Origin of the sequence: Janthinobacterium sp. PLB04, from assembly GCF_021165895.1 — a bacterium.
Taxonomy (GTDB): domain Bacteria; phylum Pseudomonadota; class Gammaproteobacteria; order Burkholderiales; family Burkholderiaceae_D; genus Janthinobacterium; species Janthinobacterium lividum.
The window spans coordinates 4,542,990-4,563,580 of sequence record NZ_CP088968.1 but is presented as its reverse complement, the minus strand read 5'-3'; the positions used below and the strand labels follow the sequence as shown (position 1 = coordinate 4,563,580).

General features: G+C 63.4%; 22 protein-coding genes. 12 read left to right on the top strand and 10 right to left on the bottom strand.

What is annotated here, in order from left to right:
* The 3 genes from LSO07_RS20115 to LSO07_RS20105 form a co-directional block, all read right to left on the bottom strand.
* The gene (locus tag LSO07_RS20115; protein WP_151096397.1) at positions 1-918 is read right to left on the bottom strand and encodes a pyridoxal-phosphate dependent enzyme; all 918 of its coding nucleotides are present in this window, start codon (positions 916-918) and stop codon (positions 1-3) included.
* 85 nt (positions 919-1,003) lie between these two features.
* Positions 1,004-1,507, bottom strand: coding sequence for a MarR family winged helix-turn-helix transcriptional regulator (locus tag LSO07_RS20110; RefSeq protein ID WP_052139937.1), 504 nt, complete (start codon positions 1,505-1,507; stop codon positions 1,004-1,006).
* A gap of 356 nt (positions 1,508-1,863) precedes the next feature.
* Positions 1,864-2,622, bottom strand: coding sequence for a DeoR/GlpR family DNA-binding transcription regulator (locus LSO07_RS20105; RefSeq protein ID WP_191909735.1), 759 nt, complete (start codon positions 2,620-2,622; stop codon positions 1,864-1,866).
* A 192-nt stretch (positions 2,623-2,814) separates the two neighbouring features.
* Between LSO07_RS20105 and glpD the strand changes: the two genes are divergently transcribed.
* From glpD to glpK, 8 genes are all read left to right on the top strand, one after another.
* The gene (glpD, locus tag LSO07_RS20100) at positions 2,815-4,383 is read left to right on the top strand and encodes a glycerol-3-phosphate dehydrogenase (RefSeq protein WP_225317364.1); all 1,569 of its coding nucleotides are present in this window, start codon (positions 2,815-2,817) and stop codon (positions 4,381-4,383) included.
* 74 nt (positions 4,384-4,457) lie between these two features.
* Positions 4,458-5,546 (top strand): ABC transporter ATP-binding protein, encoded by a 1,089-nt coding sequence (locus LSO07_RS20095; protein WP_151096396.1) that lies wholly within the window; start codon positions 4,458-4,460, stop codon positions 5,544-5,546.
* Between the two features lies 1 nt (position 5,547).
* Positions 5,548-6,648: an ABC transporter ATP-binding protein gene (locus LSO07_RS20090; RefSeq protein WP_151096395.1), complete on the top strand. Its 1,101-nt coding sequence runs from the start codon at positions 5,548-5,550 to the stop codon at positions 6,646-6,648.
* Complete coding sequence (locus LSO07_RS20085) at positions 6,648-7,532, top strand: carbohydrate ABC transporter permease (RefSeq protein ID WP_070256601.1); 885 nt, start codon at positions 6,648-6,650, stop codon at positions 7,530-7,532. Before LSO07_RS20090 ends, LSO07_RS20085 begins: the two co-directional genes overlap by 1 nt.
* On the top strand, positions 7,529-8,335 hold the full coding sequence (locus LSO07_RS20080) for a carbohydrate ABC transporter permease (RefSeq protein WP_034779108.1): 807 nt from the start codon (positions 7,529-7,531) through the stop codon (positions 8,333-8,335). The genes LSO07_RS20085 and LSO07_RS20080 overlap by 4 nt, the downstream gene beginning before the upstream one ends.
* A gap of 28 nt (positions 8,336-8,363) precedes the next feature.
* Positions 8,364-8,639, top strand: a complete 276-nt coding sequence (locus LSO07_RS20075) for a DUF2160 domain-containing protein (RefSeq protein WP_151097816.1) — start codon at positions 8,364-8,366, stop codon at positions 8,637-8,639.
* 72 nt (positions 8,640-8,711) lie between these two features.
* Positions 8,712-10,439, top strand: coding sequence for an ABC transporter substrate-binding protein (locus LSO07_RS20070; RefSeq protein ID WP_034779106.1), 1,728 nt, complete (start codon positions 8,712-8,714; stop codon positions 10,437-10,439).
* Between the two features lie 77 nt (positions 10,440-10,516).
* Positions 10,517-12,010 carry a glycerol kinase GlpK gene (glpK, locus tag LSO07_RS20065; protein ID WP_151096394.1) on the top strand — a complete coding sequence of 498 codons (1,494 nt, stop codon included), beginning with the start codon at positions 10,517-10,519 and terminating at the stop codon, positions 12,008-12,010.
* A gap of 4 nt (positions 12,011-12,014) precedes the next feature.
* Here glpK and LSO07_RS20060 read toward each other — a convergent pair whose 3' ends face one another.
* The 3 genes from LSO07_RS20060 to LSO07_RS20050 are packed head-to-tail and all read right to left on the bottom strand — an operon-like array spanning position 12,015 to position 13,657.
* A complete protein-coding gene (locus tag LSO07_RS20060; protein WP_151096393.1) occupies positions 12,015-12,395 on the bottom strand; it encodes a hypothetical protein in 381 nt (126 codons plus the stop codon).
* A 2-nt stretch (positions 12,396-12,397) separates the two neighbouring features.
* On the bottom strand, positions 12,398-12,958 hold the full coding sequence (locus LSO07_RS20055; protein ID WP_151096392.1) for a YdcF family protein: 561 nt from the start codon (positions 12,956-12,958) through the stop codon (positions 12,398-12,400).
* A gap of 54 nt (positions 12,959-13,012) precedes the next feature.
* A complete protein-coding gene (locus LSO07_RS20050; protein ID WP_151096391.1) occupies positions 13,013-13,657 on the bottom strand; it encodes a cysteine hydrolase family protein in 645 nt (214 codons plus the stop codon).
* 142 nt (positions 13,658-13,799) lie between these two features.
* Here LSO07_RS20050 and LSO07_RS20045 point away from each other — a divergent pair, with 142 nt between their 5' ends.
* On the top strand, positions 13,800-14,768 hold the full coding sequence (locus LSO07_RS20045) for a GlxA family transcriptional regulator (RefSeq protein ID WP_151097814.1): 969 nt from the start codon (positions 13,800-13,802) through the stop codon (positions 14,766-14,768).
* On the opposite strand, the gene LSO07_RS20040 is transcribed toward LSO07_RS20045, so the two are convergent.
* Positions 14,745-15,605 (bottom strand): tetratricopeptide repeat protein, encoded by an 861-nt coding sequence (locus LSO07_RS20040; protein ID WP_151096390.1) that lies wholly within the window; start codon positions 15,603-15,605, stop codon positions 14,745-14,747. The genes LSO07_RS20045 and LSO07_RS20040 overlap by 24 nt on opposite strands.
* 125 nt (positions 15,606-15,730) lie before the next feature.
* Here LSO07_RS20040 and LSO07_RS20035 point away from each other — a divergent pair, with 125 nt between their 5' ends.
* Together LSO07_RS20035 and LSO07_RS20030 are read left to right on the top strand one after the other, a co-directional pair.
* The gene (locus tag LSO07_RS20035; RefSeq protein ID WP_092605855.1) at positions 15,731-16,495 is read left to right on the top strand and encodes an AraC family transcriptional regulator; all 765 of its coding nucleotides are present in this window, start codon (positions 15,731-15,733) and stop codon (positions 16,493-16,495) included.
* A 58-nt stretch (positions 16,496-16,553) separates the two neighbouring features.
* Complete coding sequence (locus LSO07_RS20030) at positions 16,554-17,492, top strand: DMT family transporter (protein WP_151096389.1); 939 nt, start codon at positions 16,554-16,556, stop codon at positions 17,490-17,492.
* Between the two features lie 31 nt (positions 17,493-17,523).
* On the opposite strand, the gene LSO07_RS20025 is transcribed toward LSO07_RS20030, so the two are convergent.
* The 3 genes from LSO07_RS20025 to LSO07_RS20015 all read right to left on the bottom strand — a co-directional run bounded on the left by LSO07_RS20025 (position 17,524) and on the right by LSO07_RS20015 (position 19,188).
* On the bottom strand, positions 17,524-18,090 hold the full coding sequence (locus LSO07_RS20025) for a carboxymuconolactone decarboxylase family protein (RefSeq protein WP_151096388.1): 567 nt from the start codon (positions 18,088-18,090) through the stop codon (positions 17,524-17,526).
* A 101-nt stretch (positions 18,091-18,191) separates the two neighbouring features.
* Entirely contained in the window at positions 18,192-18,539 is a 348-nt protein-coding gene (locus LSO07_RS20020; protein ID WP_070280281.1) for a hypothetical protein, read from the bottom strand.
* A gap of 148 nt (positions 18,540-18,687) precedes the next feature.
* Positions 18,688-19,188, bottom strand: a complete 501-nt coding sequence (locus LSO07_RS20015; protein ID WP_070222192.1) for an Lrp/AsnC ligand binding domain-containing protein — start codon at positions 19,186-19,188, stop codon at positions 18,688-18,690.
* A 105-nt stretch (positions 19,189-19,293) separates the two neighbouring features.
* Between LSO07_RS20015 and LSO07_RS20010 the strand changes: the two genes are divergently transcribed.
* Entirely contained in the window at positions 19,294-20,583 is a 1,290-nt protein-coding gene (locus LSO07_RS20010; protein WP_151096387.1) for a D-amino acid dehydrogenase, read from the top strand.
* Positions 20,584-20,591: the final 8 nt, after the last annotated feature.

Sequence of the window (20,591 nt, the reverse complement as noted above, 5' to 3'; positions counted from 1 at the left end):
TTACAGGGTGGCAGTCCAGTGGTCGAGCTGCTGCGTGGTGGCCGTCACGCCGCCGCACACGATGACCAGCACATTGCGGTAGGGCGCCAGTTCCGGCGCCTTGCCGTAGACGGTCGCCAGCGCCGCGCCGCAGGCCGGCTCCACCACCAGGCGCTGGTCGGTGATGAAGTGCTGGCAGGCGTCGACGGCGGCCTGGTCCGACACCACCACGCTGTGCAGCAGGCGCGTCTGGCTGATGGCGAATGCCTGCGCGCAGACCTGGCGCGCGGCCAGCGACGTGGCGATGCTCGTCACGGCCGGCAGGGTCACGTGTTCGCGCGCGGCCACGGCCGCCGCCAGCGAGGCCGCGCCTTGCGTTTCCACGGCCACCAGGGCCACGTCATCCCAGCCGTTGCGTTGCAAGCCTTCGGCCACGCCGGCCAGCAGGCCGCCGCCGCCCACCGACAGCACCACCGCGTCCGGCTTCAGGCCCGCGCGCGCCACTTCATCGATCATGCCGGCGTGGCCCTGCCACAGCAGCGGGTCGTCGAACGGATGCAAGAAGGCGTCCTGCGGCGTGAGCATCGACTGCGCCAGCGCGTTCGCTTCCTGCCACGCGGCGCCGTGCACGATGACTTCGGCGCCTTCCTGCGCGATCAGGGCCCTGGCCCGTTGGCTGGTCGTTTCCGGCACGACGACGATGACGGGAATGCCCAGCTGGCGTCCCGCATAGGCGACGGCGATGCCGGCATTGCCGCCGGAAGAGGAGATGAAACGGCTGGCGCCGCGCCGCGCGTATTCTTCGCAGGCGAGGCCGATGCCGCGGATCTTGAAGGAGCCTGGCGGTTGCAGGGCTTCGAGCTTGAGCCAGATGGCGCGTTCGCTGTGCAGGCTCAGGGCGCGTGAGTTGAGCAAGGGTGTTTCGATGTGCAGGGCCATGCGTGTTCCTGGTAGACAGTCAGGCCAGCATCATAGCCGAAGCGCCCGCGCCACCGTGTCACCCTTGCAGGGAGTGTTACTGCTGTTAATTCAGCGGGGCGCTCTTGAGCTGATGCGTGCGCGCCACTTCCTTCATCGCTTCGAGCAGGTCGTCGCGCAGCTGGCGCGGCAGCTTGCCGAAGAATTCCTCGTCGTTCTGGTCGGCCATTTCGGCCAGCACGGGCACCAGCGCCTCGCCTTCCGTGGTCAGTTCGATCGAGTGCTGGCGGCGGTCGGCCAGCAGGATGGACTTGCTGACCATGCCCTTGCTTTCCAGGCGGTCGATCAGTTTCGATACGGCGCCTTTGCTCATGCCGGACACTTGCGCCAGCACCGTGGGCGAGGTGCAGCCCAGGCGGAACATTTCGCGCAGCACCACCCATTCGGAGACTGTCACGCCATTGGCTTCGGCTTTTTTCTGGAAGCTGTGGGAAACGTGGTTGGAAACGAAACGCAGCCAGTAACCGAGGTGGGCTTCCAGCTCGCTGACGGGGACGCTGTTGGGATGGGCGGATTGCGGCATGGCGGCCGCTTCAAAATTATGGCTCATTTCTTTTCCTTCACTGGGCGGCGTTGCCGGCATGGTTAAGGCCTTCACGCTTGCTGTCGAGTGGTTTGTTTGGGAACAATCATCGTGCTTGAGATAGTTTTAACACTGTTTTCACAGGAAATCACTTACCGGCAAAGAGTTTTTCCTTTTTTCTTGCTCTGGAGGGATAAAAAAACAATATCAAGCAAATAATCGTATTGCCAGAGAGGAAGATTAAAAAAATAACTCATGTTGCATCAATGGTAACAGCATTTTTGCCGAATTGATAAATATTTCATATCATTCGGTGCGCTTGCCCACACACGGCGTATTGCCCACGCGACAGTGCGGGGTTTTCTTGCAGAAATGCGGCCCGCTCAGGCCAGCACCACCTTCACGCTCGCGTCGCGCAATACTTCGGCAAAGCGGGGCGGTGGCGGCGCATCTGTAAACAAGATGTCGATTTGCGCCAGGTCGGCCAGGCGCACCAGCGCCTTGCGGCCGAATTTATGCTGGTCGGCCACCAGCCACACTTCGCGCGACTGCTCGATGATGGCTTGCGCCACCTTCACTTCGCGCGCGTCGAAGTCGCGCAGGCTGCCGTCTTCGTCGATGCTGGAAATGCCGATGATGCCGATGTCGACCTTGAACTGGCGGATGAAGTCGATGGTGGCTTCGCCGACGATGCCGCGGTCGCGCCCGCGCACCACGCCGCCGGCCACGATGACTTCGCAAGCGGCGTTGTCGGCCAGGATGGCGGCCACGTTCAGGTTGTTCGTCACCACGTGCAAGCCCGTGTGCCGGCCCAGCGCGCGCGCCACTTCCTCGGTGGTCGTGCCGATATTGATCAGCAGCGAACAGCCGTGCGGCACCTGCGTGGCGACGGCGGCGGCGATGCGCCGCTTGGCGTCGCTGTTGAACACCTGCCGCTGGCTGTAATCGATATTTTCCACGGACGAGGGCAAGCCGACGCCGCCGTGGTAGCGGGCCAGCAGGCGCGCTTCTTCCATCTGCTTGACGTCGCGGCGCACGGTTTGCGGCGTCACGCCCAGCTGCTGGGCCAGCTCTTCGACGGACATGGTGACCTTCTGGCGCACCACTTCGAGCAGGCGGCGCTGGCGGGGATTCAAAATCATGGATTTGTCTCTTTAAAAATCATAAACGAACAGAAACGAACAAATAGTGATGAAAATATGTTGCTATGGGTTCGCATTCTGGCGTATCTTATTCATATTGCATGCGTATTACCAGATGGTGATCTTAACGACAGTCGCCGGCGATGCCTAGTCTTTCCTCGCCAGCGTGTCCCCGACATACACGGAGTCCCGATGACCGCAGCACAGCAAGGTGTGGAGACAGCGATGGCATGCGACGTGCTGGTGGTGGGCGGCGGCATCAATGGCGCCGGCATCGCGCGCGATGCGGCCGGGCGGGGCTTGTCCGTAGTGCTGTGCGAAAAGGACGACCTGGCCGCGCACACCTCATCCGCATCGACCAAGCTGATACACGGCGGCCTGCGCTACCTCGAATACTATGAATTCGGCCTCGTGCGCAAGGCGCTGATCGAGCGTGAAGTGCTGCTGCGCTCGGCGCCGCACATCATGTGGCCGCTGCGCTTCGTCATGCCGCATGCGCAGGGCCAGCGTCCCGCCTGGCTGATACGCGCCGGCCTGTTCCTCTACGACATGCTGGCGAAGCGGGAAATCCTGCCGGGCTCCAGCGGCATCGACCTGATGCGCCACGCGGCCGGCAAACCGTTAAAACCCGAGTTCAAGCGCGGCTTCGTGTATTCCGACGGCTGGGTCGACGATGCGCGCCTGGTGGTGCTGAACGCCATCGATGCGGCGGACAACGGTGCACATGTGCTGACGCAGACGCGCTGCACGGCCCTGTGGCGCGACGGCGCGGGTGCGGACGCTTCCTGGCAGGCGACTCTGCTGCGGGGCGACGGGCGTGAGCTGTCCGTGCGCGCGCGCAGCGTCGTCAATGCGGCCGGGCCGTGGACGGCCGAATTCCTGCAGCAGGCGGCGCCCGGCGGACAGGGCCGGCATTTGCGCCTGATCAAGGGCAGCCATATCGTCGTCAAGCGCCTGTTCGAGCATGATCACGCGTATATCTTCCAGCATCCGGACGGGCGCATCGTGTTTGCCATTCCGTATGAACACGATTTCACCCTGATCGGCACCACCGACCTCGACTATCACGGCGACAGCGGCAAGGTGGAAATCGACGACGAGGAAATTCGTTACTTGTGCGAGCTTTCCAGTTACTATTTCAGCAAGCCCATTGTGCCTGCCGATGTGGTGTGGACGTATGCGGGCGTGCGCCCGCTGGTGGAAGACGCGGCGGCCGATGCCAAGGCCGTCACGCGCGATTACCGCTTCGAACTGGACCAGGAAGGTGCGCCGCTGCTCAGTGTTTTCGGCGGCAAGATCACCACCTTCCGCAAGCTGGCCGAGGAAGCGCTCGATGTGCTGGAGCCGTTGCTGGTGCCAGAGCAGAGCAAGCGGCGGCGGGCCTGGACGGAGCAGGCTTGCCTGCCCGGCGGCGATGTGTATGGCGCCGTGCCGCAGAATAGGGCCGTGCGCGAGTTCGGCCAGTTCGTGCAAGGCTTGCAGCGCGAGTATGCGTGGCTGCCGGCGGCGCTGGTGGCGCGCTATGCGCGCGCCTACGGCACGCGCATCCACGTGCTGCTCGATGGCAGGGCGGACGTGGCGGCCATGGGCGAAGAAATCGCCGCCGGCCTGTACGCGGCGGAAGTCGACTATTTGCGGCGCCATGAATGGGCCGTCAGCGCGGCCGACATCCTGTGGCGGCGCTCCAAGCTGGGTCTGCACCTGCCGCGCGAGACGGCGGATAGGCTCGATGCCTGGCTGTTGCAGCACCCTTTGCCGTAAGCACAACACGTTGGCGACCGCGCTCCACAGAGGGTGCGGCGAAGAATAAGAAACCATCACTGGAGGAGAAGCGCGTGCAACTGGTACTGGACAAGATCAGCAGGAAGCAGGGGGCTGACGACTTTTTATATCCGATGTCGCTGGCCTTGGTGCCGGGCGCCATCAACGTCTTGCTGGGCACCACGCGTGCCGGCAAGACGACCCTGATGCGCGTGATGGCGGGCTTGGACAAGCCCAGCGGGGGCACCGTGACGGCCGATGGTGTCGATGTGACGGGCGTGCCCGTCAGCCGTCGCAACCTGGCCATGGTGTACCAGCAATTCATCAACTATCCGGCCTTCACCGTCTACGACAATATCGCCTCGCCCTTGCGCTTGCGCAAGGTGCCCGAGGAACAGATACGGGCGAAAGTGCTGGCGCTGGCCGAGCGCCTGCATATCACGCCGTACCTGCAGCGCACGCCCGGGGAACTGTCGGGCGGGCAGCAGCAGCGCACGGCGCTGGGGCGCGCGCTGATCAAGGATGCATCGTTGCTGCTGCTCGACGAGCCATTGGTGAACCTCGACTACAAGCTGCGCGAGGAATTGCGCCGCGAATTGACGGAACTGTTTTCCAGCGGTAGCACGACGGTCGTGTACGCGACCACGGAGCCGCTGGAAGCGCTGCAGCTGGGCGGCCACGTGGCCGTGCTGCACGAGGGACGCCTGCTGCAGCAGGGGCCGACCCTGGACGTTTTCAATGCCCCCAATTCCATCGATGTGGCGCGCACCTTCAGCGACCCGCCCATCAACCTGATCCCCGCGCGCGTGGATGCGCACGGCGTGGCGCAGGCGGCGGACGGCCTGTCGATACACCTGAGCGGCGAACAGCGCGCCCGCCTGGGCGACAGTACGGAGGTGATCCTCGGCGTGCGCGCGCACAGCCTGCATCTGTCTCCCCAGTCCGATGGCGACGTGCCCATCGCGGCGCAGGTGGACCTGGCGGAAATCAGCGGCTCGGAAACCTATGTGCATGCGCGCCGCGGCGACCTGGCCCTTGTGGCGCAGCTGGGCGGCGTGCACAACCTGGAGATCGGCAGCGCCTGCACCGTGTATTGCCAGCCGCATGCCTTGCTGATCTTCGCGCAAGACGGCGGGCTGCTGTTTGCACCGGGAGGAGCTTGACATGGCGCGCATCGAACTGGTCGACCTGGCCCACGCCTACAAACCGAACCCGACGGCGCCAAGCGACTACGCGCTGCGGCCCATGAGCATGGAGTGGCATGACGGCGGCGCGTACGCCTTGCTGGGACCGTCCGGCTGCGGCAAGACGACCTTGCTCAATATCATTTCCGGCCTGGTGAAACCGTCGCATGGCAAGGTGCTGTTCGACGGCAAGGACGTGACGCAGCTGCCGACCGAGGCGCGGAATATCGCGCAAGTGTTCCAGTTTCCCGTCATCTACGACACCATGACCGTGCACGACAATCTGGCGTTTCCGTTGCGCAATCGCGGCTGGAAAGAGATCGAGGTGAAAAAGCGCGTGCAGCAAGTGGCGCAGATGCTGGAATTGACGGGCGACCTGAAATTGCGCGCCAGCGGCTTGTCCGTGGATGCCAAGCAAAAGATTTCGCTGGGACGCGGTCTCGTGCGCCCCGACGTGGCGGCCGTGCTGTTCGACGAACCGCTGACGGTGATCGACCCGCATTTGAAATGGCTGTTGCGCAGAAAATTGAAGGAAATCCACCACGAACTGAAATTGTCGTTGATCTACGTCACGCACGACCAGGTGGAAGCGCTGACCTTTGCCGACCAGGTGGTCGTCATGACGCAGGGCGAGGTGGTGCAGACGGGCAGCGCGCAAGCCCTGTTCGAGGAACCCGAGCACACCTTTGTCGGCTATTTCATCGGCAATCCGGGCATGAACTTGCTCGATTGCACCTTGGACGATGGCGGCGTGCGCGTGGCGGGGCAGCTACTCGCCGTGTCCGCCGCCGCGCGTGCGGCGCTGTCCGGTGCGCAAGGAAAAATCACGGTGGGCGTGCGGCCCGAATTCGTCGAGTGCGTCAAGGCGTACCCGGGAGACGGGGGTGGCGGCCATTGCCTGGACGCCACGGTCACGGCCGTGCGCAACATGGGTACGCATTACCTGGCGGAATTCCAGCTGGGTGGCGCGACGGTGGCGGCCAAGCTGCGCGCCATCGATGCCGTCGCGGGAGATGCCGTGCGGCTGCGCTTTCCGCCGCAACGCACCTTGTTCTATGTCAACGATAAGCGGGTGGCCTGATGATACATAACGGTAAAACCGATAACAACCGCCGCGCCTGGCTATTGATCCTGCCCGTGCTGCTGTGCGTGGCCTTTTCCGCCATCCTGCCGCTGATGACGGTGGTGAACTATTCCGTGCAGGATATTCTGAGCCCCACGCAAAAGGTCTTCGTGGGCACGGAGTGGTTCCGCATGGTCATGCTGGACGGCGACCTGCACAGCGCCTTGCTGCGCCAGCTGCTGTTTTCCGGCTCCGTGCTGGCGATCCAGATTCCGCTGGGCATTCTGATCGCCCTGTGCATGCCGGCCGATGGCTGGAAGGCGTCGCTGGCGCTGGTGCTGATCGCGCTGCCCTTGCTGATTCCCTGGAATGTGGTGGGCACCATCTGGCAAATCTTTGGCCGCGGCGATATCGGGCTGATGGGCTATACCCTGAACCAGCTGGGCTTAGCCTACAATTACAACGGCAATTCGCTCGACGCCTGGCTGACGGTGATGGTGATGGATATCTGGCACTGGACGCCCCTGGTCGTGCTGCTGTGCTATGCGGGCTTGCGCGCCATTCCCGACGCGTATTACCAGGCCGCGCGCATCGACGGCGCCTCGCGCCTGGCCGTGTTCCGCTACATCCAGCTGCCGAAACTGCGCAATGTGCTGATGATCGCCGTGTTGCTGCGCTTCATGGACAGTTTCATGATCTATACGGAACCGTTCGTGCTGACGGGCGGCGGGCCGGGCAATGCGACCACGTTCCTGTCGCAATACCTGACGCAAAAGGCCGTGGGCCAGTTCGACCTGGGGCCGGCGTCCGCTTTTTCCCTGATCTATTTCCTCATCATCCTGCTGTTCTGCTTTGTGCTGTACACGTGGATGCAGCGCGTCGGCACGGGAGACCAGAAATGATGCACAAGAAAATGAGCAGTGCCATCCTCGCCGTCTTTTTGCTGGCGTCATTGTTGCCCATCTACTGGATGCTCAACATGTCGCTCAAGACCAACGAGGAAATCGTCGGCGTGCTGAGCCTGTGGCCCCAGCAACTGACGTTCGCCAACTACCACACGATTTTTACCGACCGGTCGTGGTACAGCGGCTACATCAATTCCATGATTTACGTGGCCTTGAACATGGTGATGTCCGTCACGGTCGCCTTGCCGGCCGCGTATGCCTTTTCGCGTTATAACTTCGTGGGTGACAAGCATTTGTTCTTCTGGCTGCTGACCAACCGCATGACGCCGCCCGCCGTCTTCCTCGTGCCATTCTTCCAGCTGTATTCGACGGTGGGCCTGATGGATACGCACCTGGCAGTGGCCTTGGCGCACATGGTCTTCAACGTGCCGCTGGCCGTGTGGATACTGGAAGGCTTCATGTCCGGCGTGCCGAAGGAAATCGACGAGACGGCGTATATCGACGGCTACAGCTTTCCCCGCTTCTTCATCCGCATTTTCTTGCCAATGATCAAATCGGGCGTGGGCGTGACGGCCTTCTTCTGCTTCATGTTCAGCTGGGTGGAACTGTTATTGGCCCGCACCTTGACGTCCGTCAATGCCAAGCCGATTGCCGCCACCATGACGCGCACCGTGTCGGCGGCCGGCATGGACTGGGGCGTGCTGGCGGCGGCGGGCGTGCTGACCATCGTGCCCGGCGCGCTGGTGATCTGGTTCGTGCGGCATTACATTGCCAAGGGTTTTGCGATGGGGAGGGTGTGACATGGAAAATACCGATAGCACAGCCAGCCTGTTCGGCTGGATGGCGTGGACGCCGGAAGTGGCCATCTTCTTCATTTGCATCGGCTTGATGCTGGCGGGCATGACGGTGTGGCAAATCCGTTCGCCCAGCATCGAACGAAAAGGTTTCCTGCCCATGCCGACCACGCGCGGCGACCGTTTGTTCATCGGGCTGTTGACGGCGGCCTACGTGAATCTGGCGTGGGCGGGGTTCACGGAAATGCAGCAGGCCATCGGGGCTGCAATCAGTTTTTTGTTGTTGCTCGTAGTAATGCGTTGGGGATGACCGGCTTGCCGGTGTTGATGGATGCCGTACCGCCAGCAGGCGGCCGGTAAAAACTATAAAAGGAGATTCACGATGAAATTGAAGTTCACGGTCTTCGCGGCTGCGGCCATGCTCGTGTCGAATGCGGCCCTGGCGGACGCCAAGCAGGCGCAAACCTGGATCGACAAGGAATTCCAGCCATCCAGCCTGAGCAAGCAGCAACAGCTTGCTGAAATGAAATGGTTCATCGATGCGGCGGCCAAGCTGAAAGCCAAGGGCATCAAGGAAATTTCCGTGGTCTCGGAAACCATCGATACCCACGTCTACGAATCGAAGACCCTGGCCAAGGCCTTCGAGGAAATCACGGGCATCAAGGTGCGCCACGACATCATCCAGGAAGGCGACGTGGTGGAAAAGCTGCAGACCTCCATGCAGTCCGGCAAGAGCATCTATGACGGCTGGATTTCCGATTCCGACCTGATCGGCACGCACTACCGCTACGGCGCCGTCGAGCCGCTGTCCGACTACATGGCCGCCAAGGGCAAGGAATTTACGAATCCGGGCCTGGACCTGAAGGATTTCATCGGCATCAGTTTTACGACGGCGCCCGATGGCAAGGTGTACCAGTTGCCCGACCAGCAATTCGCCAACCTGTACTGGTTCCGCGCCGACTGGTTCGCGCGCAAGGATTTGCAAGCCAAGTTCAAGGCCAAGTATGGCTACGAGCTGGGCGTGCCGCAGAACTGGTCCGCGTATGAAGACATCGCCGACTTCTTCACGAATGACGTGAAGGAACTGGACGGCAAAAAAGTCTATGGCCACATGGATTACGGCAAGAAAGACCCATCCCTGGGCTGGCGCTTCACGGATGCGTGGCTGTCGATGGCTGGCGCGGCCGACAAGGGCATTCCGAACGGCATGCCTGTCGACGAGTGGGGCATCAAGGTGGCGGCCGACAAGTGCACGCCCGTGGGTGCATCGATGTCGCGCGGCGGCGCCACCAATTCGCCGGCGGCCGTCTTTGCGCTGACGAAATACATCGACTGGATGAAGAAATACGCGCCGCCGCAGGCGAACGGCATGAATTTCTCGGAATCGGGCCCCGTGCCGGCGCAGGGCGAAATCGCCCAGCAAATCTTCTGGTACACGGCGTTTACGGCCGGCATGACGAAACCGGGCTTGCCGGTGGTGAACAAGGACGGCACGCCGAAATGGCGCATGGCGCCGTCGCCGCACGGCCCGTACTGGAAAGAGGGCATGCAGAACGGCTACCAGGACGTCGGTTCCTGGTTCCTGTTCAAGTCCACGCCGGACGACCGCAAGGCCGCCGCCTGGCTGTACGCGCAATTCGTCACGTCGAAAACCGTGTCGCTGAAGAAATCCATCGTCGGCCTGACCTTCATCCGCGATTCCGACATCCGCCACGATTATTTTACGAAGCACGCGAACGAGTACGGCGGCTTGATCGAGTTCTACCGCAGCCCCGCCCGCGTGGCGTGGACGCCGACAGGCAACAACGTGCCCGACTATCCGAAGCTGGCCCAGCTGTGGTGGAAGAACGTGGCCACGGCCATTACGGCGGAAAAAACGCCGCAAGCCGCCATGGATAACCTGGCCGAGGAAATGGACCAGGTCATGGCGCGATTGCAACGGGCCGGCATGAAGGCGTGCGCACCGAAGCTCAATCCCAAGGTCGATCCGAACCAGTATCTGTCGGACCAGCACGCCCCATGGAAAAAGCTGGCGAATGAAAAGCCGAAGGGTGAAACGATTGCCTACGACAAGCTGCTGCAAGCCTGGAAAGAAGGCAAGGTAAGGTAAACTGCCTGCGCTGTCCTGAGGGCACGGAGTGAACACCCTCCGTGCCTGTTTTTACCCGCTTTTCGCACTACCAGACAATGACCAAATACATACTTGCTTTAGATCAGGGCACCACCAGTTCGCGCGCCATCCTGTTCGACCATGCGGGACGGCCGCACGCCAGCGCGCAGCGCGAGTTTCGCCAGATTTTCCCCCAGCCGGGCTGGGTCGAGCATGATGCGAACGAAATCTGGGCGTCGCAAGAGGGCGTGCTGCAGCAGGTCTTGCGCGACAGCGGCGTGGCCGCTTCCGACGTGGCCGCCATCGGCGTGACCAACCAGCGCGAAACGACGGTGCTGTGGGAGCGCACCACGGGCGAACCCGTCGCCAATGCCATCGTCTGGCAAGACCGCAGAAATGCGGCTTACTGCGAGCAACTGGTCGAGCAGGGCAAGGCGGACTTGATCCAGCAAAAAACGGGTCTCGTGCTGGACGCCTATTTTTCCGCCACCAAACTCAAATGGCTGCTCGACAACGTTCCCGGCGCCCGCGCGCGCGCCGAGCGGGGAGAGCTGGCCTTCGGCACCGTCGACAGCTGGCTGATTTACAAAATGAGCGGCGCCCATTTGACGGACACGAGCAACGCGGCGCGCACCATGCTGTTCAATATCCACACCCTGCAGTGGGACACGGATCTGCTGGCGCTGCTGGACATTCCCGCCTCCTTGCTGCCCGATGTCGTGCCCTCGAGCGGCGTGGCGGCGCACACCTATACCGACTTGCTGGGCGTCTCCGTGCCGATCGCCGGCATCGCGGGCGACCAGCAGGCGGCCACGTTCGGCCAGGCCTGTCTGAAGCCGGGCATGGCGAAGAATACCTACGGCACGGGCTGCTTCATGCTGATGAACGTGGGCAAGCGCCCCTTGCCATCGAAAAACCGGCTGCTGACGACGGTGGGCTGGAGCCTGGGCGCGGGCAGCGACAAGACAGATTATTTGCTGGAAGGCAGCGCCTTCATCGCCGGTGCGGCCGTGCAATGGATGCGCGACGGCATCGGCATCATCCGCGACTCGTCCGAAGTGGAAGCCTTGGCCACCAGCGTACCCGATTCGGGCGGCCTCGTCTTCGTGCCCGCGTTCGCGGGCCTCGGTGCACCGTACTGGGACCCGTATGCGCGCGGCACCCTGATCGGCATCACGCGCGGCACGGGCAAGGCGCATATCGCGCGCGCGGCGCTCGAGGGCGTGGCTTACCAGAACGTGGACGTGCTGTCGGCCATGCAGGATGACGCGGGCATCGCCTTGAGCGAGCTGCGCGTCGACGGCGGCGCGGCCCGCAACGATATGCTGATGCAGTTTCAGGCCGACATCCTGAATGTGCCCGTGGTGCGTCCCGTGGTGACGGAAACGACGGCCCTGGGCGCCGCCTACCTGGCGGGCCTGGCCGTGGGTTTCTGGGAATCGCAGGAAGAAATCGCCGCCCAGTGGCAGGTGGGACGCCGTTTTGAACCGGCCATGGCGGCCGACGAACGCCTGACGCGGCTGCACAAATGGCAGCGGGCGGTGGAGCGCTCGCGCGACTGGAGCGAGTGACTGCTTACTGGCCTGGCCTTGCCATCAGCCTTGCCACCCGCTTCAGCAGGCCCGGCAGTAACAGGGCCGCGCTGGCGGCGCACAGGGCGCTGGCGGCATAGGCTAGGCCCGCCGTGATCGATTGCGTTGCAAATGCCAGCGTGAAACTGCCATATAGCACCGCGCCGCATAGCGCGCCCGCGCAGGCCGACAGCCAGTGGCCATGCGCCACGTCCACACGCCGCGCCAGCGCGCCAAAGGCGGCGATGCACAGCCCCATCATCAGCACGCCAAACAGAGACAGGCTTGCAGCAGCGCCTATCGGCTCCGCATCGGCGGCGGCCATCGACGGCACTGCGCATGCGGCCACCAGGCCAAAACCGGCGGCAAAGGCAAGTATCTTCATGTTCAGGATTTCACGTAATACACAAGGTAGCCCACGGTTTCCCTGGGAACGGAATACAGGTCGCGCAGCTCGAAATAGGGCGCGTGCACGTTGCCGCTGACGGCGATGCCGCTGCGCTCCAGCGCCAGCCGGAAGCGGGGCACGTGAAAATATTGCGTGGCAACCATGGCCGTGCGCCAGCCATGCTGGCGCATCAGGGCCGCCGCATTGCGGGCCGTGGCGTCCGTGGTCCAGCCTTGATTATCCTCAAGGATGGCGTTGGCCGGCACCCCGCGCGACTGCAGGTAGCGGGCCATGGAAGCGGCCTCGTCAAAACCTTCCTTGCCCGTGGCCCCGCTGACGAGGATGCGCGGTGCCCGGTGTTCCTGGAATTGCTTGAGCGCCACGTCAAGCCGTGCCTGCAGGCGGGGGCTGGGCGTGCCGTCGGGCGCAATCGTATTGCCCGGCACGACGATCACGTCGGCGGGCACCAGCTTGTCGTTGAGTCCCGCCAGCACCAGGGCAACGGTGGCCAGCAGGAACAGACCGGCAACGCTTGAACCGAGCAGTATTATTTTTCGCATTGCGCATCATCAAGTAAGGAATGGACGCATGATACCCGTCCATTCCCGCCGGCGTCAGTTCGCCTGCGCCTTGCGCGCGCGCTGGTTCGACAAGTAGATATTGTCCTTTTCCAGCGGCTTGCCCTCGCGCACGGCAGCGAGCCAGTCCTGCGTGCTGGCGACGGCGGCGAAATTCGAGTGGAACACGGCGCTGAAGACGCGGTGGATTTCCTCGGCGCTGGCCGTGCCGCCCGCGTTGGCATAGGGCAGGGTGCCGGTGGCGTCCTGCAGGAATTCGACTTGCAAGCCGTCGTGCGCGGCGTGGTAGATGGTGGCCGCGTCGCAATTGTGCGTCATGTAGCCGATCACCGTCAGGGTGTCGATGCCGTGGCCCTCCAGCCAGGCGCGCAGGTCCGTGCCCGCAAAGGCGCTGCCCATGACCTTGTTGATGCGGTGGTCGGCGGCAAACGCGGCCACTTGCGGATGCAGCTGCCAGCCGTCGCTGCCCTTGGCGAAGATGGGCGAGGCTTCCGGCGCATCGTGCTGGACGACGATGACGGGCACGCCGGCGGCGCGGGCGGCGGCCATGGCAGTGACGATGTTCGGCAGGGAAATATCGACGGACGGATATTCGATGGGCATGTCGCCCGTGAAGTATTCATTTTGTACATCGATGACGAGCAGGGCGCGGCGCGGGGTGGTGGATGTTGCGGCAGACATGGATAACTCCTGGCATGGTTGAACGGGGAAGGCTTCCCCGATACCGTCATTGTCTGCCTGTATGCTGTCAATAAAAAGTGGCCCGAAGGCATATCTGCGATAAAATCGGGCCATGACTCCTATTCCCGCTTCTGCCTCTCCCTTGCGCGTGGCCGTGATCGCCTTTGACGGCATGACGCCGTTTCACCTGTCCGTGCCTTGCCTCGTGTTTGGCGCCCAGACGGACGAGGCCGATCTGCCGCCTTTCCACGTGCGCGTGTGCGCCGCCGATCCCGCACCCTTGCGCACGGCGGCCGGCTTCGGCATCACGCCCGAGTTCGGCCTGGAAGGACTGGAGGGGGCCGATATCGTCATCATGCCCGCCTGGCACGACGATTGCCGCGATGCGGCGGCACCCCTGGTTGCGGCGCTGCAGGCGGCCAGCCGGCGCGGGGCGCGCATGGTGGGCCTGTGCCTGGGCGCATTTCCCCTGGCACAGGCAGGCTTGTTGGATGGCAAGAGCGCAGCCACGCACTGGGGCATGGCGAACCGGCTGGCGGCCCGTTATCCCAAGGTCAGGGTGGACCGGGAAGTGCTGTACGTGGATGATGGCGGCGTGCTGACGTCGGCCGGCGTGGCGGCCGGCCTCGATTGCTGCCTGTACCTGCTGCGCCAGCTGGCGGGCGCCGAGGTGGCCAACCGGGTGGCGCGCCGGCTGCTGGTGGCGCCGCACCGCCAGGGCGGGCAGGCGCAATTCATCGCGCGTCCGCTGCCCGTGTCCGGCAGCGAAGGGCGTTTTGCCGAGGTATTGGCCAGCGTCACAGCCGATTTGGGGAAGGCGCACAGCATCGATGCGCTGGCCGACCAGGCCGCCATGAGCCGGCGCAACTTTACGCGTCACTTCCGCCAGGCCATGGGCACCTCGTTCAAGCAGTGGCTGCTGAACCAGCGCCTGGCGCATGCGCAAGGCTTGCTGGAGAAAAGCGCGGCATCGATCGATGTCGTGGCGCAAGAGGCCGGCTTCGGCACGGCCCTGTCGCTGCGCCAGCATTTCCGGGCCAGCTTGCAGACGTCGCCATCGGCGTATCGCAAGCTGTTCCGGCAGCAGCTAATTCCTGCCGGACGACCATAGCGCCGCCGGGTCGCGGCTGCCCTGCGGCAGCTTCGCGCTGACGGCGATTTGCCGCGCAAGGAAGGCGGCAGGCTCGAAGGCGTAGCGCTCCTGGAAGGAGACGGTTTCCGCGCTCATCAGTTCGGCGTAGGTCTGCATCAGGGGCGAGGCGGAAACATGGTTGCCTTGCTCCAGGTAGGTGGCGATGGCGGCCAGCAGCACGGGGTAATCGGCATTTTCCTTGCTGCCGCCAAAGTTGAACGACAGCTGCCCGCAGGCGCGCCAGATGGGGTCAAGTTCCCCCTCCGGCACCGCCTGCGTGCGCAGCCATTGCAAGGCCTTGAATGGCGGGCCGCCAAATGACGGCGGCGAAATGATCGCCTGGATGGCCACCTTGACGGCTTCACCAATTCTTCCTGCGCGCACATACTGGCCATGCAGCAGCACCAGCGCATCCGTGTATTCGGGCACGATGGCGAGCGCCGCTTCCAGCAGCGCGATGGCCGCGTCCGGGTTGCGCTGCGCAATCAATTCCTTGGCCTCCAGATAGGCGGCGCGCGGCGAAGCTGGGTCGTCGGCCAGCGATGGCGCGCCGACATATTCGTCCTCCGCTGCCGCGCAGGCTTGCAAGAACGTCGTCAGGCTGGAAAAGTGCGGCTGGATGCGCCACTCGTCGTGCCACGTCTCGACGACGATAGGTTCGGATGCTTCGCGGCCGATGGGCCAGTACAGGCCGAAGGTGTCGCCATTGCCCAGTGCGCCTTCGGAAAAGGGGGTGAAGCCGAGGGGTGGATACGCTGTCGTGTGTTGCCAATCTTGTTGCGCCGAAATGTGGGCGAGGTTTGCGGGTCGTTGCATGGAAGTAGGGAAGGATAAAACGCCAGTGTAGGGCAAGCGGGCGGCGTCGGGCGCGCGTATCGCAGCGCCGGCAAGCCATGCGCGAACTGATAAAATGGGGGATTCTTCGCCCAGGCGGCCTCGCCATGTCCAGCACACCCCACTCTGCCATCGATCTCAGCTTCCGCAGCTATGCGGAAATCGGCGCGCCGAACCGGCATGATTTCGTGCAACTGGTGTTGCCCGTGCACGGCCAGTTGTTGCTGGAAATCGACGGCAGGGAGGGGAAAGTCGATACGCAGCAGGGCGTGGTGATCCCGGCGCACACGTGGCATGCCCAGCATAGCAAGGTGGCCAACCATTCCATCATCGTCGACGTGGATGCGGCCGCCGTGGCCAGCGGCAGCTGGCAGCGCCTGCTGGAGCGTCCGTATACGGCGATCGGGCTGGGCGCCCGCAAGCTGATTGACTACCTGGGCGTCATGGCGCAGCAGCAGGCGCTGACGCCGGCCATCGTCACGGGCTGGACGCCGCTGCTGCTCGATACCCTGCTGCTGGGCGAGCCGCAAGCGCGTTCGCGCCTGGGTGCGTTGATTGCCCGTGTACAAGCCGAGCCGGGCTTGCCGTGGTCGACGGCATCGATGGCGCGCTTTGCCAGCCTGAGTGTCAGTCGTCTGCACGCACTGTTCCGCGAGGAAATGGATACCAGCCCGCATGCCTGGCTGTTGCAGCAGCGCATAGGGCGCGCTTGCGACTTGCTTGCCGCCAGCGATGCCAGCCTTGCCGAAATCGCGCTGGCAGCCGGCTTTTCCGAGCAGAGCGCATGGACGCGCGCCATGCGCGACAGCATGGATATTACGCCAGCGGCCTACCGGCGCGCATGTCGCGAGAAACGGTCAACAAGGCAGTAGCTGGCGCCAAGAATGGACGCGGCAGACTTGCCACAATCTCCGTTTCAGGAGATTGATCATGCATCAAGAAAACAAGAGCCGGCTGGGCATGCTGGCTGGCATCGCCGCGGGAGCACTGTGGGGGCTGGTGTTCCTGGCGCCGGCGCTGATCCCTGCCTTCCAGCCGCTGGAACTGTCCGTGGGCCGCTACCTCGCATATGGCCTGATCGCGGCCGTGCTGGTCGCGCCGTCGTGGCGGCGCCTGCTGCGCAGCCTGAGCTGGCGCGAATGGCGCGGCTTGATCTGGCTCAGCCTGACAGGCAATATCGTGTATTACGTGCTGCTGGCCAGCGCCGTGCAGACGGGCGGCGTGGCCATGACGTCGATGGTGATTGGCCTGCTGCCGCTGGTCGTCACGCTCGTGGGCAGCCGCGACCGGCATGCCGTGTCCCTGCGGCGCCTGATTCCTTCGCTGGTGCTGAGCGCGGGCGGGCTGGCCTGCATCAGCTGGCAGTCGCTGGCGCATCCGGGCCACTCGTCCCTGCTGGGATTGTTATGTGCGCTGGCGGCGCTGCTGTCGTGGACGGTGTATGCGGTTGGCAACAGCCGCTGGCTGGGGCGGCTGCGCTCGGTCTCGGCGCAGGAGTGGAATTTGCTGACGGGCGTGGTCACGGGCGCCGCCGCGCTGCTGCTGGCCATTCCCGTCGCGCTTGCCGCACCGGCGCAGCATGGGGCCACGGCCTGGCTGCAGTTTGCCGGCGTCGTCACGGGTGTCGCGCTGCTGTGTTCCGTCGTCGGCAATGGCTTGTGGAACCATGCCAGCCGCGTCCTGCCGCTGACCTTGATGGGACAGATGATCGTCTTTGAATTCCTGTTTGCCATGCTGTACGGCTACTGCTGGGAGCAGCGCTGGCCTACGCTGGCCGAGGCGGCGGCCACCATGCTGCTGCTGGCAGGCGTGGCGGCGTGCGCCGCGGCGCACCGGCCGCCGCGGGCAGCCAATGCGGCGCCTGCCTGACCGGCATTGCGCATGCTGCGGGCAATGCCTTTCAGTCGCGTTCCGGCACCGGCACGTTGAAGCCGTTCAGCGTCGTCGAGACCAGCGCGTACAGGCCCACCAGGTAGATCAGCTCGTTGGTGCCGTGCTGGCCGAAGGTGGCCAGCGCCAGCCGGTAAAGCGGTTCCGGCAGCGTGCCGCCGCCGCTGAGCGCGTAGGCCAGGTCGTAGGCCACGCTTTCGTGCTTGTCCAGGTCGACCGGCTTGACGTCGGCCACCAGCGTGGCCAGGCGCTCGGGCGGCATGCCTTCGTGCTCGGCGACGGCGATGTGGGCATAGATTTCATAGGCGGCGTTGTAGCGCGCGCCGACCACCAGGATGGCAATCTGGCGCACGTTGTCGGGCAAGGTGGCATTGGCCGTCATGGCCAGGGTCAGGTTCCAGATGGCCTTGCCGATGGCCGGTTCGTGCAGCCAGGGATTCCACGGCCCCATCAGGGCGCCGTCTTCGCGCACGGCGATGAAATCGTTGAAATTGCTGCTGATGCCTTTGCGCATATCGTCATACAGCGGCTTTTGTTCGGGCGTCAGGTCTTTCGGAGCGATCAGGGGCAGGCGCATGCAAACTCCTTGCAGGGGTGATGGGCGGCGGGAGCCAGCAACCAGTATAGCCATCTGGCTGGCGGCGGCCGTTCGCTGGCGCACGCTGGCGCGGCCTGCGCCTACCTGCGCGGTTCGTGGATGCGGAATTTCTTGACGATGCCCGCCTGGTCGAACATGACGGCCACCTCGCGCGTGCCTTTTTCGCCCAGGAGGGGGATCAGGCGCGTCATCTTGGGTGCTTGCAACTGGTTCTTGTAGACCCAGACTTCATAGCCGGGATCGAAGCTGACGACGGTGGCGTTTCCCAGGGCAGCGTCGAGGTCGAGGCGGGTGGTCTTGCCCACCTTGATGTTTTGATAGATGGCGCCATTGTCCGGCGCGCGGTTGACCTTGTATTCACTGGCGGTGCACATGGCCACGGCCAGGCCCGCGAGGCAGGAAGCTGCCAGTTTTATCAATGTGTTCATACGGACTCCCAGTGTGCATCACTGCTTCCAATCTCAGAGGGGACGGGCGTGATGTCAGGACAGGAGTGTGCTTGCGTGGCCGCGAATGTGCTACAAGATTATACAAAGGCGCAAAATTTGATGCTGTCGGTACCGGCAGGCGGTACCTTCACCGATTTTGCAGAACGTCGGTCGACAGCGCCAAGGTTTCCTTGATTTCTTCCATCACCACATAGCTTTTCGATTGCGCGGCGCCGGGCAGCTGCAGCAGCATGTCGCCCAGCAGCTTGCGGTACTCGGCCATTTCATGGATGCGCGCCTTGATCAGGTAATCGAAGTCGCCCGACACCAGATGGCATTCCTGTACCTCGGGAATCTGCAGCACTTCGCGGCGGAATTGCTCGAAGGCGGACGCGGATTTTTGATTCAGCGTAATCTCCACAAAGACGAGCAGCTTGGCGCCCAGCGCGGCCGGGTTCACCTTGGCATGGTAGCCCGTGATGACGCCGTCGCGCTCCATGCGCTTGACCCGCTCGATGCAGGGCGTGATGGACAGTCCCACCTGTTCGCCCAGGTCTTTCATCGAGATACGGCCATCCTGTTGCAGGATGCGCAGGATGTGGCGATCCAGCTTGTCGAGGCCACGTGCCGATTCTTTAAGGATTCTCATGATTTATTGCTGAATATCTCGATTTATACGTGAACAAATACTGGCTCTTTCCCAATATGATAGCGGTTAATCTGGCGTCAGCCTAAAAAATATAATGAGGAAACTATGCGTATCGTGATTCTGGGTAGCGGCGTCATCGGCGTCACCAGTGCTTACTATCTGGCCAAGGCAGGACATGAGGTGACCGTCATCGACCGCCAGCCGGGCCCGGCACTGGAAACCAGCTTCGCGAATGCGGGGCAAATCTCGCCCGGCTACGCTTCGCCATGGGCTGCGCCCGGCATTCCCCTGAAAGCCGTGAAGTGGATGATGCAGCGCCACGCACCGCTGGCCATCTCGCTCGACGGCAGCGCCGCCCAGCTCAAGTGGATGTGGCAGATGTTGCGTAATTGCACACCGGAAGCGTATGCGGTGAACAAGGAACGCATGGTGCGCCTGGCCGAATACAGCCGCGATTGCTTCAAGGTGCTGCGCGCCGAGGCCGGCATCATGTATGAAGGCCGCCAGCAAGGCACGATGCAATTGTTCCGCACCGAAAAGCAATACAACGACGCCGCCAAGGATATCGAAGTGTTGAAAGACGCGGGCGTGCCGTATGAAGTGCTGCAGCGCAACGAGCTGTCGCGCGCCGAACCGGCCCTGGAAGCGGTCAAGGATAAACTGTTTGGCGGCTTGCGCCTGCCCAACGATGAAACGGGCGATTGCCAGCTGTTTACCACGCGCTTGTCCGAAATGGCCGTGGCACTGGGCGTGAAGTTCCGCTATGGCGTCGCCATCGATGCATTGCTGACGCAGGGCGATGAAATCGCTGGCGTGCAATGTGGCGCGGAAATCGTCAAGGCCGACTCCTACGTCGTGGCGCTCGGTTCCTACTCGACGGGCTTCATGAAGCCGCTGCTCGACATCCCCGTGTATCCGCTGAAGGGCTATTCGATCACCGTGCCTATCGTCAACGCGGCCAAGGCGCCCGTGTCGACCATCCTTGATGAAACCTACAAGATCGCCGTGACGCGTTTCGACGACCGTATCCGCGTGGGCGGCATGGCGGAAATCGCCGGCTACAACCTGAACCTGAACCCGCGCCGCCGCGAAACCCTGGAAATGGTCGTCAACGACCTGTTCCCCGGCGGCGGCAACACGGCCGAAGCCACGTTCTGGACGGGCTTGCGTCCGATGACGCCGGACGGCACGCCGATCGTCGGCCGCACGCCGCTGCGCAACCTGTTCCTCAATACGGGCCACGGCACCTTGGGCTGGACCATGTCCTGCGGTTCGGCGCAATTGCTGGCCGACCTGATGTCGTCGAAAAAGCCGGCCATCCTGGCCGACGACCTGTCCGTCAGCCGCTACAGCGGCGCACAGGGCCAGGGCAAACTGCAACACGCGGTGGCTTGAGATGGGGG

Coding starts and splice junctions, on each gene's coding strand:
- LSO07_RS20050 (WP_151096391.1), bottom strand. CDS start 13,657: ATGTCTGCCGCAACATCCACCACCCCGCGCCGCGCCCTGCTCGTCATC.
- LSO07_RS20060 (WP_151096393.1), bottom strand. CDS start 12,395: ATGAAGATACTTGCCTTTGCCGCCGGTTTTGGCCTGGTGGCCGCATGC.
- LSO07_RS20015 (WP_070222192.1), bottom strand. CDS start 19,188: ATGAGAATCCTTAAAGAATCGGCACGTGGCCTCGACAAGCTGGATCGC.
- LSO07_RS20085 (WP_070256601.1), top strand. CDS start 6,648: ATGATACATAACGGTAAAACCGATAACAACCGCCGCGCCTGGCTATTG.
- LSO07_RS20070 (WP_034779106.1), top strand. CDS start 8,712: ATGAAATTGAAGTTCACGGTCTTCGCGGCTGCGGCCATGCTCGTGTCG.
- LSO07_RS20090 (WP_151096395.1), top strand. CDS start 5,548: ATGGCGCGCATCGAACTGGTCGACCTGGCCCACGCCTACAAACCGAAC.
- LSO07_RS20055 (WP_151096392.1), bottom strand. CDS start 12,958: ATGCGAAAAATAATACTGCTCGGTTCAAGCGTTGCCGGTCTGTTCCTG.
- LSO07_RS20035 (WP_092605855.1), top strand. CDS start 15,731: ATGTCCAGCACACCCCACTCTGCCATCGATCTCAGCTTCCGCAGCTAT.
- LSO07_RS20115 (WP_151096397.1), bottom strand. CDS start 918: ATGGCCCTGCACATCGAAACACCCTTGCTCAACTCACGCGCCCTGAGC.
- LSO07_RS20025 (WP_151096388.1), bottom strand. CDS start 18,090: ATGCGCCTGCCCCTGATCGCTCCGAAAGACCTGACGCCCGAACAAAAG.
- LSO07_RS20110 (WP_052139937.1), bottom strand. CDS start 1,507: ATGAGCCATAATTTTGAAGCGGCCGCCATGCCGCAATCCGCCCATCCC.
- glpD (WP_225317364.1), top strand. CDS start 2,815: ATGACCGCAGCACAGCAAGGTGTGGAGACAGCGATGGCATGCGACGTG.
- LSO07_RS20040 (WP_151096390.1), bottom strand. CDS start 15,605: ATGCAACGACCCGCAAACCTCGCCCACATTTCGGCGCAACAAGATTGG.
- LSO07_RS20020 (WP_070280281.1), bottom strand. CDS start 18,539: ATGAACACATTGATAAAACTGGCAGCTTCCTGCCTCGCGGGCCTGGCC.
- LSO07_RS20010 (WP_151096387.1), top strand. CDS start 19,294: ATGCGTATCGTGATTCTGGGTAGCGGCGTCATCGGCGTCACCAGTGCT.
- LSO07_RS20080 (WP_034779108.1), top strand. CDS start 7,529: ATGATGCACAAGAAAATGAGCAGTGCCATCCTCGCCGTCTTTTTGCTG.
- glpK (WP_151096394.1), top strand. CDS start 10,517: ATGACCAAATACATACTTGCTTTAGATCAGGGCACCACCAGTTCGCGC.
- LSO07_RS20105 (WP_191909735.1), bottom strand. CDS start 2,622: ATGATTTTGAATCCCCGCCAGCGCCGCCTGCTCGAAGTGGTGCGCCAG.
- LSO07_RS20030 (WP_151096389.1), top strand. CDS start 16,554: ATGCATCAAGAAAACAAGAGCCGGCTGGGCATGCTGGCTGGCATCGCC.